Here is a 14725-nt window from a genome sequence, read left to right as displayed (position 1 = left end):
GGATCTCGCTCCAGTAAAGGGCGCGGCGCGATCGGGTGGATCGTCCGCAGGAGAAGGACAGGAGTTCGGGCGCCGCGGCGCAGGCCGTGCGGCGTGGGAGAAGGAACGGAGCTGTTCAGCCGGCCGCGGCCGGTACGTCTCGTTCGGAGCCGGAGCCGGAGCCGGAGCCGGAGCCGGAGCCGGAGCCGTCGGCCGGGCCGGAGTGGCCGTCGTCGGCTTCCTCGGCGTCACGTGGCAGGGTGGCCTTGCGAAGCCCCGGCACGAGGAGCGCGGCCAGGACGGCTGCCACGGCACACACGGCTCCATTGAGGACCGCCGCGCCGGCGGGGTTGAACCACCGGGCCACCAGGGCGACTTCGACATCGCCCAGCACGTCGCCCGTGGTGCCTTGAGCGGTGATGACGCTGACCACCCGGCCCCGCAGCCGGTCGGGCGTGTTGTGCTGGACCAGGGCGTACTCGAGGATCTCGTACACCGTGCCGGCCGCACCGCCGATGGCCAGCATCACCACGGCGATCCAGATCTGGCCGCTCAGGCCGAAGCCGACGGTCGCCAGGCCGCCGGTGAGGGCGGCGATCAGCAGGAGGCGGCCGGGCCGCGCGGCGCGGCTGATCCAGCCGCTGGTCGAGGACACGAGCACGGCACCCACGGCGGGCGCGGTGTAGAGGAGGCCGAGGACGACCTCACCGCCGCCGAAGCGGGTGGCCACCAGCTCGGGGAAGAGAACCGTCGGCAGGTTGAACAGCACGGTCACACCGCCCAGGGCGAGCAGCGCCCCCACGACCCGGTTGCGCAGAGCGAACCGGAAGGCCACGAGCGGGGAGCCGCTGTCCTTGCCGTACTCGTCGTCGGTCCCGTCCTCGTCGTCCTCGCTCGCGCCGGGCGGCAGGGGACGGACCCGCAGAATGAGCAGGGTGGTCACGCCGGTGGTGAAGGCGGTGAAGGCGAACATCGGACCGGGTCCGGCGGCGGCGAGCAGCACACCGCCGAGCATCGGGGCGGAGATCGAGCCGATCTCACCGGTGAGGGAGATCAGCGCACCGGCCGCCGGAAGCTGGTCCGGCCGCACCAGAGTGGGTGCGACCGCCATCAGGGCGGTGACGCTCACCCCGGTGGCCAGTCCGTCCACGGCGACGCATCCGTAGATCGCCCAGAGCGAGGGTTCCGCCGCGAAGGCGTTGGCCGCGAGCCCGGCGAAGGCGACCGCGGCGGTCGCGCGGGCGCCGACGATGAGCCGCCTGCGGTCCGTACGGTCGGCCATCCAGCCGCCCCACAGCGAGCCCAGCAGAACCGTCACGCTCATGACCATGCTGGTGACGGCGACGCTGAATGTGGACTCGGTCAGGTCGTAGACCTGGGCCGCCAGTGCCACCGTCGCCATGCCGAGGCCGAACAGGGACACCACGCGCGCGACGAAGATGGCCCGGAAGTCCCTGCTGGTGCGCAGGGGTTCGATGTCGATCAGCAGATCACGCATCCGCATGGGAGGCTCCGGCCGGGGACAGGAGTGCGGCCCATGCGGTGAGGGTCGGGCGCTCGGCCAGTTCGGCGAATCCGACCTGCGCCCCGGCGGCGCGCCAGCCTTCCACGAGCGCCATCATCCGTACGGAGTCCAGCCCTTGGTGAAACACGTCCTCGTCGACCTCCACGTCCTCCGCGTCGACGTAGAGGAGTTCCGCGACGTCCTTGCGCAGTTGCTCAAGCGTGAAGGGATGTGGGCCGGATGTGTCGGTCATGTTGCTTTCTCTCCCCGATGATGGATGATGCGTGTAGTTAGGTAAGGCTTACCTAACAATCTATTGTTGGCCGGGTCAAGTCCCCCGATTTCCCGCACCGCCGTTCGTGGCGGGTGCCGCCGAACTCCCCCTGACGAGAGTGCCGATGACCACGCTGAACATCCGTTCCGTGCTCTGTTCCGCCCCCGCCGTGCCCGCCCCCCGCGCCTTGTCTCCGCTGGTCGTGCGGAACGCCGAGCCCGAGGACGCGCCCGCGTTGTACCGCCTCTCCTGTGCCTTCGCGGGCACGGGAGAGCTGCGCGAGCGCCCTCTGGCGCAGTACGTGAGTGACGCGGATGACTTCCTGATCGCCGAGTCGGCGACGGGTGGCGTGGAGGGGTGCGTTGCTCTGCGGTGCCGCTGGGGGTGTGACGACCCGGCCGCGGCGCGCACCGCGATCGTCTACAACTTCTGTGTGGCGGCGGCCAGTCAGGGGCGGGGTGTCGGCTCGGTTCTGCTCCGGGCGCTGCTCGCCGAGGCGCTCTCACGCTCGGTGCGGTCGGTGTTCACCGCGACAAGCGGTGACGCGGCGCTGTTCCTGCGGCACGGGTTCACTCCTGCCGAGGATGCCGCCACCTGGCCGGCCGCGCTGAACCCGCGAAGGGGCTCACGGGTTCTGCGTCTGGCGCTCTGACCGGCCTCGGTGGCCTGGCGGCCCGTCAGGAACGGGCCGCCAGGCTCGCCGGGCGCATGTCGGTCCAGTGCCCGTCCACGAAGGCGAGGCAGTTCTGCCGGGAGTCCTCGCCGTGGACGACGGTCCAGCCCGCCGGTACCTCGGCGAACGACGGCCACAGCGAGTGCTGGTTCTCCGCGTTGACCAGAACCAGGTAGCGGGCGTCGTCGTCCTCGAAGGGGTTGGTGGCGGCCATGGTTGTTCTCCTTGTGTGGGGTGGTGTGGGTGGTGCCGGACTCAGGCCGGTACGGCGATGTCGTCGGCGTCGGCGTCGGCGTCGGCGGCCTCGTCCAAGGTGTCCCGCTCGGCCCGGTCCAGCAGCAGGGCGTCGCAGAGCTCGCCCGCTCGGACCGCGAGGGTGGACAGGAGTGAGGACGTGATGCCGTGCGAGTGCTGGGCCACCGCGCCCTGCACATAGATGCCGGCGCGAACCCGCGGCGAGGTGACGACCCGGTGGTCGCGGCCGATCCGCAGGCGTCCCTGGCCGTCCGTCAGGCACTCCTCGGCCATCGGCCCGAGCAGGTCGCGCGGATCGGAGGGCTGATAGCCGGTGGCAAGCACCACGGCGTCGCAGTCCAGTGTGTCCGTCTGTGAGGTGATGAGCCGGCGGACCACCAGGCGAGCGCCGTCGGCGAGGTCCTCGACGGCCTCCAGTGCGGTCGTGTTGAGGATGCGCAGCCGCTCGGCGCCGGCCACCTTCTCCTGGTAGACGGTCCGGTAGAGCTGGTCGATCAGATCGGCGTCGACCACCGAGTAGTTGGTGTTGGCGTGATAGTCCAACAGGGACTGCTTGACCTCGTCGGGCGCCGCGTAGAAGTCGTCCACCGCCGAGGGGTCGAAGATGCGGTTGGCGAAGGGGCTGTCGTCGGCGGGGCTGTAGCCGTACCGGGCGAACACCGCGCAGACCTCCGCGTCCGGGAACTCCCGGTGCAGGAACTCCGCTGCCTCCGCGGCCGACTGGCCGGAGCCGACGACGGCGAAGCGGCTGTGCGGGCGGTCCGTGAGGGACCCGGCGCGGAACAGCAGGTCCCGGCTGTGCCATACATGCGGTCCCGTCGACAGACCCTCGGGGATCCTAGGCCGCAGCCCGGTCCCGACCACGACGTTGTGGGCCCGCAGAATCGATTCCTCGCCCGATGCGCCGCCGGACGGCCGGGTGAACACCTCCAGGGTGTGGACCGGCCCGTCGGGCTCCGCTGCCCGGATCGCGTGGGCTTCCTGGCCGTAGCGGACCTGTCCCGCCACCATGGCGGCGCACCAGCGGAGGTAGTCGTGGAACTCGATCCGCGTCGGGAAGAAGGACTTCTGGTTGATGAAGTCGGTGAGACGGCCCTGCTCGTGCAGATACCGCAGGAACGTGAACCGGCTGCCGGGGTCGCGCATCGTGGCCAGGTCCTTGAGGAACGACACCTGCATGGTGGCTCCGGCCAGCAGCATGCCCTGGTGCCAGCCGAACTCCCTTTGCCGCTCCGTGAAGGTCGCCCGCACTGCGCGGGCGTCACCCCGGTGGGCGTTGTGTTCCTCGATCGCGATGGCGAGTGCGAGATTGGCCGGGCCGAAGCCTATGCCGACCAGATCGTCGGCCGGCGGCTCGTCGTGTCGCCTCGTGCCTGTGTGCCCTGCTGACAATGCTCGTCCTTTGCTCGGGCCCCGCCCACAGAGGTCGGTCGCCTGCCTGACGCAGGGAATGTGAACTTCGGGCGAGGGCCACACACAAGATTCTTACTTAGGTAAGGCTTGCCTAAAATCACCTATGGCGGAGGGGGTGTCAAGTTCTCACGCCCGCCGCGGGCGGCGGACGGAGGCGTTCCGCCCCGTCAACTCCCAGGCAGAGCGACGGACTTGGCGGCGGACGTTGAATCGGGCACCGGCCGGAGCGAATCGGGTGCCGGCCGGAGCGCGTCGGGCAGCACCGTCGTGCCCACCTTCTCCTCGCCGAACACGCGCATCAGGGCGTGGGGTACCCGCCCGTCGATCACGTGTGCCCTGCGCACTCCGGCACGCACGGCCCGCAGGCAGCCCTCCATCTTGGGGACCATCCCGTCCGCCAGGCCCGGCAGCAGCGCCTCCAGTTCGGACGCGTCCAGCCGCTCGACGATCTCGGTGCTCTCGGGCCAGTCGGCGTAGAGCCCGGAGACGTCGGTGAGCACGACCAGCTTCTCGGCGTTCAGGGTGCCCGCCAGCGCCGACGCCGCGAGGTCGGCGTTGACGTTGAAGACCTCGCCGCCGATGCCCCGGGCCAGGGGTGACACCACCGGGATACGGCCCTGGTCCAGCAGTGCGCGCACGGTCTCCGGGGCGACCTTGACGACATCGCCCACCAGGCCGATGTCCACCGGCTCGCCGTCGACCCACGCCGGCCGGCGCACGGCGGTGAGGGTGTGCGCGTCCTCGCCCGTCAGTCCCACGGCGAGCGGCCCGTGCGCGTTGATCAGGCCGACGATCTCGCGCTGAACGCGCCCGGCCAGGACCATGCGTACGACGTCCAGCACCTCGGGCGTGGTGACCCGCAGTCCCGCGGTGAACCGGACCTCCAGGTCGAGCCGGGAGAGCAGCGAACTGATCTGCGGTCCGCCGCCGTGCACCACCACCGGATGAATCCCGGCGGCGTGCAGCGCGACGACGTCCCGGGCGAAGGTGCGCTTCAGCTCTTCGTCGACCATCGCGTTGCCGCCGAACTTCACCACGACGGTCCTGCCGCGGTACGCCTCCAGCCACGGCGGCGCCTCGCCGTCCGGGCGAATCCCGGGCCCGTCCCCGGTGTCGCCCCTCGCTCCGCCGAGATCCGGGGGAGTGGCCTCCCGGGCCGCGGGTGCGGGTGTCGTCGCGGCATTGCCCGTCTCGGCTGCGGTCGACGTCATCGCGTCGTTCGTCCCTTCGCTGGGACTCCGGGCGGAGTCCATGGGGTCGTCTGGGCGTCCCGAACGGGGGTTCGGGCGCGGGCTTGCGGGGGTGCGGGCCATCGGGGGCGGGCGCGGAAAGGCGCTCCGATGCAGGCGGGACCGCCGGCCCGCCCCGCAAGGGCGCACCGGCAGTACTGCCCGTTGGGTCGCAACGTGCGTGTGGAGCGGGGCCGATGGGCGTGACTCGCCCGGCCTCTATGGCGGCGTTACGCCCCTACCCCGCGGCCCGGTCCAGCCGCTCGCGGACGTAGGCGCCGGGCGTACGGCCGAAGTGCCTGCGGAACGCGAGGATGAAGCCGTTCGTGCTCACGAAGCCCACCCGGACCGCCACGACACCGACCTGGTGCCCCTCGGCCAACAGTTCGAGCGAGCGGTTGAGCCGTACCCGGGTACGCCAGTCCGAGAACGCCAGTCCGGTCTCCGTGCGGAACGCCCGGCGCAGGCTGGTCGAGCTGAGGTACAGCTCCTCCGCCCACTGGGTCGCGGTCCGTTGGTCGGCGGGGTCGCGGAGCAGTGCGCCGGCCACCGCGCGGGCTGCCTTGCCGGTCGGTCGCGGCAGTGGCAGGGGGAGTTCCTTCTCCCCGGTCAGCTCGGCGAAGACCGTCGCGTCGTCGGGCACCGTCTGCCGGGTGCGCATCCGGGCGAACAGAAGCCGGCGCTGCGCCTCACCGACGTGCACCACCAGCGCCTCCTCCGACGCCAGGCGGTGCCGCTCGGCGTCGAACGACTCGCTGATCACCAGTGAGTCCGGATCGAACCGGGCGCTGTGCGGCAGCCCGGCCGGCAGCCACAAGGCCACCGTCGGACAGAGCACATGGTCCGCGCCGGCCGCCGTGACGACGATGCGTCCGATCGGCACGTACAGGAACTGGTGGAAGTCGTGCACATGCGTGGGATGTCCCTCCGCGGCGACGAAACCGTCGACCGGATGCTCCTGATCCGGCCGTTCCGGATGCGGCGTGCTGATCGCACCTCGTGTCACGACATTCCCCCCGTGGGCTCGCAGGTGTGCAGACCGACCTCTGAATTCGAGGCCTGTGCCTCCACGTTGGATCGGCCGCAAGCAAGGTAAGGGTAACCTAACCCGCCGTACAACCGTGAGGAGCGGAAGAAATCATGACAACCACGTCCCCGCCGGTGGCATCGTCGCCCCCGGCGTCAAGGACCCGCTTCACGCGAGGCACCGCCTGGCTGCTGCTGGCGGCGGTGGCGGTGGCGGTGACCTTGGTGGCGAGCATCGGGCTCGGCTCCCGGGACATATCGGCGCCGGAGATCGTCCGCATCCTGCTGCACCCGGCGGACGAGGCGTACAACTCCCATGTGCTGTGGACCGAGCGGATCCCGCGGACGTTCCTCGGCCTGCTGGTCGGCGCCGCCCTCGGCGCCTCCGGGATGATCATGCAGGCGCTGACCATGAACCCGCTCTCCGACCCCGGCATCCTCGGCATCCAGCAGGGGGCCGCGATGTTCGTGGTGCTCGGCATCGTCTTCCTCGACGTCTCCGGACTCCAGGGCTACTTCTGGCTCGCACTCGTCGGCTCCGCCGTGAGCGCGGCCCTCGTCCACCTCATCGGCACCCGCACCAACACCGGCAGCTCCACCATCGGACTGGTGCTCGCCGGGGTGTCACTGGCCGCCGTGATGTCCTCACTGATCACCCTGATGGTCGTCCGGGACGCCGCCGCCTTTGCCCATCTGCGCTTCTGGTCGGTCGGCCAGCTCACCGGGCGGGCCTCGGTCCTGGACGAGGCCTGGCCGTTCGTCGTCGCCGGGCTGCTGCTCGCGCTGCCGCTCGGCCGCACCCTCAACATCCTCAGCCTCGGAGACGACACCGCCCGCGCCCTCGGCGTCCCCGTCGAGCGTGCCCGGCTCGCGAGCGCCGCCGTCGCCGTACTGCTGTGCGCCGCGGCCACCGCGGCCGTCGGCCCGGTCGCCTTCGTCGGTCTGGTCGCCCCGCACTGCGCGCGCATGCTCGTCGGACCCGACCACCGCTGGTCGCTTCCGCTGGCCACGGCCCTCGGGGCGGTGCTGCTCACCGGAGCCGACATCGCCGGACGTCTCGTCCTCGACCACGGGGAGATCCAGGTCGGCGTGATGACCGCGGCGATCGGTACGCCCTTCTTCGTGTGGCTGGCCCGCCGCCGGAACCTGGTACGGGTGTGATGGCGACCGCGATCCGAAAGAGCCGCCCCGCCGCGGCCGCGACGCTTCAGAGCACTGCCGCCACGTTGCGCACCGCCCGGCGCGCCCACAACCTCCGCACCGCTGTGGCGACCGTCGTACTGGTCGCGCTGCTCCTCGGTCTGACCGCCGCCTCGGTGCTTCTCGGCGGTGTCGGAAACGTCGCCCCCGGTGATGTCCTGCCGGCCGCGCTCGGACTGCGCGACGGACTGGCCGACTACCTCATCTTCCAGCTGCGGATGCCACGCGCCCTCGCCGCGCTGCTCGCCGGCGCCCTGTTCGGGCTCGCGGGCGCGCTGTACCAGCGCCTCATCCGCAACCCGCTGGCCACGCCCGACGTCGTCGGCATCTCGGCCGGCGCCTCCGCGGGCGCCGCCACGATCCTGCTGCTCGCACCCTCCGCCTTCGCCTTCGGGCCGTCGCTCGCCGCACTCGCCGGAGCCTTCACGCTCCTCGCCGCCGTGCACGCGCTCAGTTGGCAGCGCGGGGTGGACACCTACCGGCTGATCCTCGTGGGCATCGGGCTCAGCGCCGCGTGCACCGCCTATACCAACTACCTCTTCACCGTCGCGGGTGAGGACAGCATCGCCGTGGTGATGCGCTGGATGATCGGCAGCACCAACGGCGCCGACTGGCAGGGCGTCCGCACGCTCGCCGTCGCGCTGGCCCTCTGTCTGACCGGCGCGGCTCTGCTGCACCGGTCGATGAGCGGGATGGCCCTCGGCGACCAGCTCGCCGTCGGGCTGGGCACGCGCGTGGCCCGCGCCAGGATCGCCGCGCTGCTGGTCGGTGCCGCCGCGGCCGCCCTGGCCACCAGCGTGGTCGGCCCGATCGCGTTCGTGTCCCTGATCAGCGGGCCCATCGCGGTCCGGCTGGTCGGCGGCGACCGCTCCACCGCGCTCGCGCCGCTGGTCGGTTCGGTGCTGGTGATCGGCTCCGACGTCCTCGCGCAGAACGCGCCCCTGATCAGCCCGGTGCCCACCGGGGTCCTCACCGCGCTGCTCGGCGCGCCGTACTTCGTCTGGCTGATCCTCCGGCGCAGACAGGGAGCCGTCTCGTGAAGGAACAGACCACCGTGAACGGGCAGTCCGCCACCGGTCGGCAGACCGCCTTCGACCAGCGGGGCGTCACCGACCGGCAGGCCGCCGCCACCCCACCCGGCACCCACGGCCTCGAAGCACGCGGCATCTCCGCCGGATACGGCGACGCGTACGTGATCGAGGAACTGTCGCTCAGCGTCGAGACCGGCCGGATCACCACCCTCGTCGGGCCCAACGCCTGTGGCAAGTCAACCCTGTTGAAGTCCATGGCACGGCTGCTGCCGATCGCGGCGGGCTCGGTGCTGCTCGACGGCGCCGAGATCCACTCGCTGCGTACCCGCGACGTGGCCCGCCGCCTCGGCATCCTGCCCCAGTCGCCCGTCGCGCCGGAGTCCATCACCGTGGGCGACCTCGTCTGGCGCGGCCGCCACCCGCATCGCCGGTTCGGACAGCGCCGTACCGCCGCCGACGAACTGGTGATCGCCGAGGCTCTCACGGCCACCGGCACCGCCGACCTCATCGACCGGCCCGTCGACGAACTCTCCGGCGGGCAGCGTCAGCGCGTGTGGATCGCGCTCGCCCTGGCCCAGAACACCCCGACCCTGCTTCTGGACGAGCCCACCACCTATCTGGACATCGCGCACCAGATCGAGGTGATGGACCTGCTGGCCGACCTCAACGAGTCGACCGGCAAGACGATCGTGCTCGTCTCCCACGACCTCAACCAGGCGGCCCTGTACGCCCACACGATCGTCGCCCTGCGCGACGGCCGCATCGTGCGCCAAGGGTCCCCGGAAGACGTGCTCGACGAACGCACCGTGGCCGAGGTCTTCGGCCTGGACTGCGTCGTCGTGCCGCACCCCCGCACCGACCGGCCCCAGATCTTCCCTCTGGGTCGCCGTCACCTCAACGAGGAGAACTGAAAGTGAACCGCCTTCCCAGACCCTTCGGCCGCCGCGGCGCCGCCCGCACCCTCGTGGCCATGGCCGCCTGTCTCGCGCTGGCCACCGGCTGCGCCGGCTCGGACGACGACGCCAAGTCGGAGTCGAAGTCCTCCGCCGACGCCGGCTCCGCGGCCTTCCCGGTGTCCCTCACCAACGCGTGGGGCAAGACCGACGTCGACAAGAAGCCGGTCAAGGTCGCCACCGTCTCCGACGGCGACACCGACATCGCCCTCGCCCTCGGTCTGGTCCCCGTCATCACCCCGGACGCCGAGGACGGCGGCCCCGTCCCCGAGTACAAGCAGCGCGCCATCGACAAGCTCGGCGCCGGCAAGCTGAAGACGTACGACGACACCGACGGCACCGACTTCGAGGCCATCGCCACCGCGGCGCCGGACATCATCCTCGGCATGAACACCTGGTCGATGGACACCGACTACGCCAAGCTCTCGCCCATCGCCCCGGTCGTCACCTATGCGGACAAGAAGGGCGCCGACACCCTCACCTGGCAGGAGCGGCTGACCACCGCCGCGAAGGCGCTCGGTCTGACCGACAAGGCCGAGGAGATCATCGCCGCCAACGAGAAGGCCTTCGCCGACGCGGCCGCCGCACACCCCGAGTTCAAGGGCAAGACGTACACGTACGCGGTCGTCCACCCGGAGCAGATCACCTACATGTCGTACGCCGACCAGGACCCCGGCGTCTTCGAGGGGCTGGGCCTGACCAAGGCGGCCAACTCCAAGAAGTACACCGCGGACAAGAACGCCGTCAGCCTGGAGAACCTGGACGAGCTGGAGGCGGATGTCCTTCTGATGACGTACCCCTTCGGTGACAACGGGCTGATCTCCGCCGCCGAGTTGGAGAAGAACAAGCTCTTCAAGTCCCTTAAGGCGGTTCAGGCCAAGCACTACGCGATCGTGCCCTCTGAGAACACCCTGGCCTCCGCCGTCGCCTACCCGGACGCGCTCAGCTCCCCGTGGGTGGCCGAGAAGCTCACCCCGATCCTGGCCGACGCCGTCGCCGGCAAGTAGCACGACCGCGCCGTCCGCCGCTGTCCGGCTGCCGGGCCCACCAGCCCGGCGGCCGGGGCGCGTTCGCGGCGCATCCGCGTCCCCGCACCCGCGGGGACCGCGCGTCATGACTAAGGAGCAGCAACATGCCCACCCGCAGCCCCCGTTCGGTCGTCACGTTCCCCATCGTGCTCAGGGAGCTGACCGTGCTGCGCGCCGAGAACATCACGCCGGGGATGCGTCGACTGACCCTCGGCGGTGAACAGCTGCGCGCCTTCACCCGGGACGGTCTGGACCTGCCCGGACTGCGCACGGAGGGCTTCGACGACCACGTGAAGTTCTTCTTCACCGACGAGAGCGGACACCTCATCCTGCCCCGGCAGAACGTCAGCAGCCTGGACTGGCCGGCGGATACACGGCCCGTCTGCAAGGACTACACGCCGGTCCGCTTCGACCCCGAGGCAGGCGAGATCGACTTCGACTTCGTCCGGCACGAGGGCGGCATCGCCTCCGGCTGGGCCGAACGCGTCAAGCCCGGCGAGAGCGCCTGGATCGCCGGGCCCAAGATGTCCCACAGCCATCCCGAGGGCGCCGACTGGCTGCTCGTCGTGGGCGACGAGACCGCCCTGCCCGCCATCGGCCGGTGGCTCGCGGAGATGCCCGAGGGCACGCGGGCCAGGGTTTTCATCGAGGTCGGCGAGGACAGCCACCGCCAGGAACTGCCCACCTGCGCCGACGCCGACATCGTCTGGCTGTCGCGCCAGGGCACCCCGGCCGGCACCGGCGACCTGCTGGAGCAAGCCGTACGCGACATGGAGTGGCTGCCGGGCAGCGTCTTCGCCTGGGTGGCCGGCGAGGCCGTCACCCTCAAGGGCATCCGCCGCCATCTGGTGACCGAGCGTCAGGTGCCCCGTGAGCAGCTGGACGTCACCGGCTACTGGCGCCGCACCGAAACCGCCGCTCCCGGCGCCACGGCCGCACAGGACACGGAGGCCGAGGAGGACGACGCGCACGAGCGGCTGCATGAGCTGACCGACCTGGCCCCTGGCTATGCCATCCGCGCGGCCGTCACCCTGGACGTCTTCGAACTGGTGGCCTCCGGTGTGCGCACGCCGGCCGAGCTCGCCGCCCGCACCGGCGCCGACCCCTCCGCCCTCACCGCGCTCCTGGCCTACCTGGCCCACCTCGACGTCCTGGCCGACGACGGTGACGGCGGCTACCGTCTCGCCGCGATCGGCGAGGAACTCGTCGACGACGACCACTCGGCGTACGAGTACCACCTCGGCGGCGCCCAGGCCGCCATGGACGCCTCCTTCAGCGGACTGCTGCACACCCTGCGCACCGGCGAGGCCGGGTACCGCACCCAGGGCGGCGAGACCCTCGCCGCAGCCATGGCCGACGACCCCCGCCTCGCCGGCACCGCTCGCGCGGCGGTCGAGGACGAGGCCCGCTGGGTCGCCCCCGGCGTGGCCGGGGCGTACGACTGGTCGGCGGTGCCTGTACTCACCGCGACCGGCCACGGCTCGGCGACTGTCGTCAACGCCCTGGTCAAGTCGTTCCCGGGGCTGCGCGCCCGGATCGCGGCCCTGCCCTCGGCGCTGCGGGTGCTGCGCGAGGAACTGCTCGACACCGATGTGCTGCCGCGCGTCGAGCTGGTGCCGCGCGCCTCGGGCGTACCCGGCGGCGCCGACACGCTGTTGATGTCCCGTCAGCTGGAGTGGCTTGCGGACGAGGACGCCGTACAGGTTCTCGCCGAGGCGGGCGATGCGCTCGCGCCCGCCGGCACGCTGGTCCTTGTCGAGCAGGTGACGCCGGCCGACCCGGACGACATCGACGCGGTCCTGCACCACCTGCGTCTGAAGTGCGCCTTCGGTTCCGGGGTGCGGGACGAGGAGCACATCGCACGGCTTGTCGGACAGGCCGGGCTGACGGTGCGTGCCCGCCGTGACATCGGCTGGGACCACCGGTTGTGGGTCGTCGGGCACGGGAAGAGCTGAGCACTCCCCAGCGGATCACCTCCAAGCGGCCCGGCCTCGCGCTCACGCGCGTGACCGGGCCGCTTGCGATTAGGGCTTTCGGCCTGACAAGAAAGAGGTTAGTAAGTAAGGTTAGGCTCACCTAACTCACTGGATTCTCCGGAAGGATCCGGATGCGTCGTATTCCCCTGCGCGCGGCCGCGCCGACAGCCGCCGAGCGCGCTCGCTCGATCCTGTCCGTCGCCCACTCGATGACCGTGGTGACCGACGGACTGCACAGCGAAGTCCGGCGTCTGGACGGCGCCGGAGTCATGGGCCACGTCCATCTGCACGCGCCGTTCGAAGGACCCGGCTCCCCGCCGGGCGGGCGGGTGCCGGTCCGGCTGGAACTCACCGACGTCGCGCCCACACCCGTACGCGACCGGCTGCGCGCCCGAGTCACCCTGACCGGACTGCTGGCCGCGCCGTACGACCCCGAGGCCACCGAGAGCACCTGCATGGAACTCGGGCAGTGCGTGCTGGAGGACGACACCGGACGCGCCTATGTGACCCTCCAGGAACTGGAGGCGGCCGAGCTCGACCCGCTGGCGACGAGCGAGGCGGGCATGCTGACCCACCTCGTCGACGACCACCCCGAACTCGTCCCCCTGCTCCTGCGCCTGGTCCGCCCGCAGCCGGACAGCGGTGTGCGGCGCGCTCTCCCCGTCGGCATCGACCGCTACGGACTGACCCTGCGCCTGGAACACGCGCGTACCCACCGCGACATCCGCCTGCCCTTCCACAAGCCCGTGCATCACATCGATCACGTCGGTCCGCAGATCCACGCCTTGCTGGCCGCGGCCCGCCGCCTCTCCCACACGGGCCGTCTCATGACCTGAGCCGCGAAAGGCCGAACCCATGACGCTCTCCCGCACCGCCTCCTACCTCATGCCCACGGCGAGTTCGCTGCCCGTCGACGGGCCGTCGTGGAGCCTCGACCCGCGCAGGTCGGCACTCCTCGTGCAGCATGTGCAGCGGCACCTCCTGCACGCCCTCCAGGACCGGGCGCCGGTGGGGGAACTCCTCGCCAACGCCTGCCGGTTAACACATTCCGCCCGATCGGCCGCGGTCCCCGTCGTGTACGTCGTACGGGTTCCCGGGCAGCGGGCGGCGGCGTGGGGAGACAGACGGGGCCCGGTCTCCCCGGAACCACCGGCCGAGGCCGCGGCCCGCGCGGTCGCGGACGTCGTCCAACCGCAGCCCGGTGACACCGTGTTCACGGCCAAGCGGTACAGCGCGTTCGCCGGAACCCGGCTGCGGGCGCGCTTGAAGGAACTGGGACGCGACCAACTGGTCGTCGTCGGCGCGCCCGCGCACACGGACGTACTGCTCACCGCCGCGGACGCCTGGATGCAGGACCTGCGTCCCTTCGTCGTCGCCGACGCGGTGGTCGACGAGGCCGCCGACCGCCACGCCATGGCCCTCCAGTGGATGGCGGCGACCTGCGCGGCGGTCACGCTCACCGACTCAGTGGTGGAGGCGTTCCACAGCGGCCGAGCCGGCGTCGAGGCTGGGTAGGAGGGTCGTCCTCCGGCCCGGCGGTGCGTCAGAGCTGTTGCAGCACATCGTCCGTCGTGGTCACCACGGCGCAGCGCCCGGCGGACCAGCGCAGCGCAATCTCGTGCTCCTCGGGGGAGAAGTCGGCGATGGCGTCGGCGACAACGAAGGCCTGGATGTCCCGCGTCCACGCGTCGCAGGCCGTCATCATGACGCCGATGTGCGCGTACACGCCGACGATCACCAGCTGGTCGCGGTCCCAGCCGCGCAGCCACTCCTCCAGGTCGGTGCGCGCGAAGGCGCTGTACTTCCACTTGGTCAGCAGCCTGTCACCGGCCTCGGGCGCCACCACTTCCGGTACGGCCAGAGCGGCCGGATCGTCGGCCACCCCCGGGCCCCAGAAGTCGAGCTGGAGTCCGCGTTCTTCCGGCGTCTGGCCGCCGCGCTGGGCCGAGTAGACCACCGGCACACCGGTCCGGCGGGCTTCCTTCAGCAGCCGGGAGGTGTTGGCGAGCATCCCGGTCAACGGCTGTTCACCGGCGGGGAACGCGGACAGGAAGTGCTGCTGGAGGTCGTGCACGAGCAGCACGGCGCGGGCCGGGTCCACGGTCCAGGACACCCGGTTGGCGGGCAACCGTTCCGGGGCCGGAAGCGGGTAGGCGGTGATGGGCGGGATCGCCATGGGTGGGC

At 71.3% G+C, this 14725-nt stretch carries 15 protein-coding genes; 8 read left to right on the top strand and 7 right to left on the bottom strand.

Features of this window, described 5'->3' with window-relative positions; all coding sequences use genetic code 11:
• Positions 1–115: 115 nt before the first annotated feature.
• Both entS and ACWGDB_RS07470 read right to left on the bottom strand, forming a co-directional pair.
• Positions 116–1483 carry an enterobactin transporter EntS gene (gene entS / locus ACWGDB_RS07475; RefSeq protein ID WP_453821542.1) on the bottom strand — a complete coding sequence of 456 codons (1368 nt, stop codon included), beginning with the start codon at positions 1481–1483 and terminating at the stop codon, positions 116–118.
• Positions 1470–1736: a phosphopantetheine-binding protein gene (locus ACWGDB_RS07470; RefSeq protein WP_453821541.1), complete on the bottom strand. Its 267-nt coding sequence runs from the start codon at positions 1734–1736 to the stop codon at positions 1470–1472. The genes entS and ACWGDB_RS07470 overlap by 14 nt, the downstream gene beginning before the upstream one ends.
• 145 nt (positions 1737–1881) lie before the next feature.
• On the opposite strand from ACWGDB_RS07470, the gene ACWGDB_RS07465 reads away from it, so the two are divergent.
• Positions 1882–2409 (top strand): GNAT family N-acetyltransferase, encoded by a 528-nt coding sequence (locus ACWGDB_RS07465; protein WP_453821540.1) that lies wholly within the window; start codon positions 1882–1884, stop codon positions 2407–2409.
• 25 nt (positions 2410–2434) lie between these two features.
• On the opposite strand, the gene ACWGDB_RS07460 is transcribed toward ACWGDB_RS07465, so the two are convergent.
• The 4 genes from ACWGDB_RS07460 to ACWGDB_RS07445 form a co-directional block, all read right to left on the bottom strand.
• A complete protein-coding gene (locus tag ACWGDB_RS07460; protein ID WP_453821539.1) occupies positions 2435–2644 on the bottom strand; it encodes an MbtH family protein in 210 nt (69 codons plus the stop codon).
• Positions 2645–2685: 41 nt separating this feature from the next.
• Positions 2686–4077: a lysine N(6)-hydroxylase/L-ornithine N(5)-oxygenase family protein gene (locus ACWGDB_RS07455; protein ID WP_453821538.1), complete on the bottom strand. Its 1392-nt coding sequence runs from the start codon at positions 4075–4077 to the stop codon at positions 2686–2688.
• A 188-nt stretch (positions 4078–4265) separates the two neighbouring features.
• Positions 4266–5309 carry an acetylglutamate kinase gene (gene argB, locus ACWGDB_RS07450; RefSeq protein ID WP_453821537.1) on the bottom strand — a complete coding sequence of 348 codons (1044 nt, stop codon included), beginning with the start codon at positions 5307–5309 and terminating at the stop codon, positions 4266–4268.
• A 256-nt stretch (positions 5310–5565) separates the two neighbouring features.
• Positions 5566–6333, bottom strand: a complete 768-nt coding sequence (locus tag ACWGDB_RS07445; RefSeq protein WP_453821536.1) for an AraC family transcriptional regulator — start codon at positions 6331–6333, stop codon at positions 5566–5568.
• A 134-nt stretch (positions 6334–6467) separates the two neighbouring features.
• Here ACWGDB_RS07445 and ACWGDB_RS07440 point away from each other — a divergent pair, with 134 nt between their 5' ends.
• The 7 genes from ACWGDB_RS07440 to ACWGDB_RS07410 all read left to right on the top strand — a co-directional run bounded on the left by ACWGDB_RS07440 (position 6468) and on the right by ACWGDB_RS07410 (position 14056).
• Complete coding sequence (locus tag ACWGDB_RS07440; protein ID WP_453821535.1) at positions 6468–7514, top strand: FecCD family ABC transporter permease; 1047 nt, start codon at positions 6468–6470, stop codon at positions 7512–7514.
• Positions 7514–8593, top strand: coding sequence for a FecCD family ABC transporter permease (locus tag ACWGDB_RS07435; RefSeq protein WP_453821534.1), 1080 nt, complete (start codon positions 7514–7516; stop codon positions 8591–8593). The genes ACWGDB_RS07440 and ACWGDB_RS07435 overlap by 1 nt, the downstream gene beginning before the upstream one ends.
• A gap of 125 nt (positions 8594–8718) precedes the next feature.
• Positions 8719–9495 carry an ABC transporter ATP-binding protein gene (locus tag ACWGDB_RS07430; RefSeq protein WP_453821645.1) on the top strand — a complete coding sequence of 259 codons (777 nt, stop codon included), beginning with the start codon at positions 8719–8721 and terminating at the stop codon, positions 9493–9495.
• Positions 9496–9497: 2 nt separating this feature from the next.
• Positions 9498–10544 (top strand): ABC transporter substrate-binding protein, encoded by a 1047-nt coding sequence (locus ACWGDB_RS07425; protein WP_453821533.1) that lies wholly within the window; start codon positions 9498–9500, stop codon positions 10542–10544.
• A 125-nt stretch (positions 10545–10669) separates the two neighbouring features.
• The gene (locus ACWGDB_RS07420) at positions 10670–12520 is read left to right on the top strand and encodes an SIP domain-containing protein (protein WP_453821532.1); all 1851 of its coding nucleotides are present in this window, start codon (positions 10670–10672) and stop codon (positions 12518–12520) included.
• 152 nt (positions 12521–12672) lie between these two features.
• Positions 12673–13377, top strand: a complete 705-nt coding sequence (locus ACWGDB_RS07415; RefSeq protein ID WP_453821531.1) for a DUF2470 domain-containing protein — start codon at positions 12673–12675, stop codon at positions 13375–13377.
• 19 nt (positions 13378–13396) lie between these two features.
• A complete protein-coding gene (locus ACWGDB_RS07410) occupies positions 13397–14056 on the top strand; it encodes an isochorismatase family protein (RefSeq protein ID WP_453821530.1) in 660 nt (219 codons plus the stop codon).
• A 28-nt stretch (positions 14057–14084) separates the two neighbouring features.
• Here the strand turns inward: ACWGDB_RS07410 and ACWGDB_RS07405 are convergent, their stop codons facing one another.
• Positions 14085–14717, bottom strand: coding sequence for an isochorismatase family protein (locus tag ACWGDB_RS07405; RefSeq protein ID WP_453821529.1), 633 nt, complete (start codon positions 14715–14717; stop codon positions 14085–14087).
• Positions 14718–14725: the final 8 nt, after the last annotated feature.

Source organism: Streptomyces sp. NPDC055013, from assembly GCF_053608645.1.
Note: the sequence above shows the minus strand (reverse complement) of the source record. Positions and strands in the feature narration are given on the sequence as shown.

Bases quoted from the DNA above. Each gene is read 5' to 3' on its own strand.
- argB (WP_453821537.1), bottom strand. From the start codon at position 5,309: ATGACGTCGACCGCAGCCGAGACGGGCAATGCCGCGACGACACCCGCA.
- entS (WP_453821542.1), bottom strand. From the start codon at position 1,483: ATGCGGATGCGTGATCTGCTGATCGACATCGAACCCCTGCGCACCAGC.
- ACWGDB_RS07435 (WP_453821534.1), top strand. From the start codon at position 7,514: ATGGCGACCGCGATCCGAAAGAGCCGCCCCGCCGCGGCCGCGACGCTT.
- ACWGDB_RS07405 (WP_453821529.1), bottom strand. From the start codon at position 14,717: ATGGCGATCCCGCCCATCACCGCCTACCCGCTTCCGGCCCCGGAACGG.
- ACWGDB_RS07415 (WP_453821531.1), top strand. From the start codon at position 12,673: ATGCGTCGTATTCCCCTGCGCGCGGCCGCGCCGACAGCCGCCGAGCGC.
- ACWGDB_RS07440 (WP_453821535.1), top strand. From the start codon at position 6,468: ATGACAACCACGTCCCCGCCGGTGGCATCGTCGCCCCCGGCGTCAAGG.
- ACWGDB_RS07470 (WP_453821541.1), bottom strand. From the start codon at position 1,736: ATGACCGACACATCCGGCCCACATCCCTTCACGCTTGAGCAACTGCGC.
- ACWGDB_RS07465 (WP_453821540.1), top strand. From the start codon at position 1,882: ATGACCACGCTGAACATCCGTTCCGTGCTCTGTTCCGCCCCCGCCGTG.
- ACWGDB_RS07410 (WP_453821530.1), top strand. From the start codon at position 13,397: ATGACGCTCTCCCGCACCGCCTCCTACCTCATGCCCACGGCGAGTTCG.
- ACWGDB_RS07460 (WP_453821539.1), bottom strand. From the start codon at position 2,644: ATGGCCGCCACCAACCCCTTCGAGGACGACGACGCCCGCTACCTGGTT.
- ACWGDB_RS07420 (WP_453821532.1), top strand. From the start codon at position 10,670: ATGCCCACCCGCAGCCCCCGTTCGGTCGTCACGTTCCCCATCGTGCTC.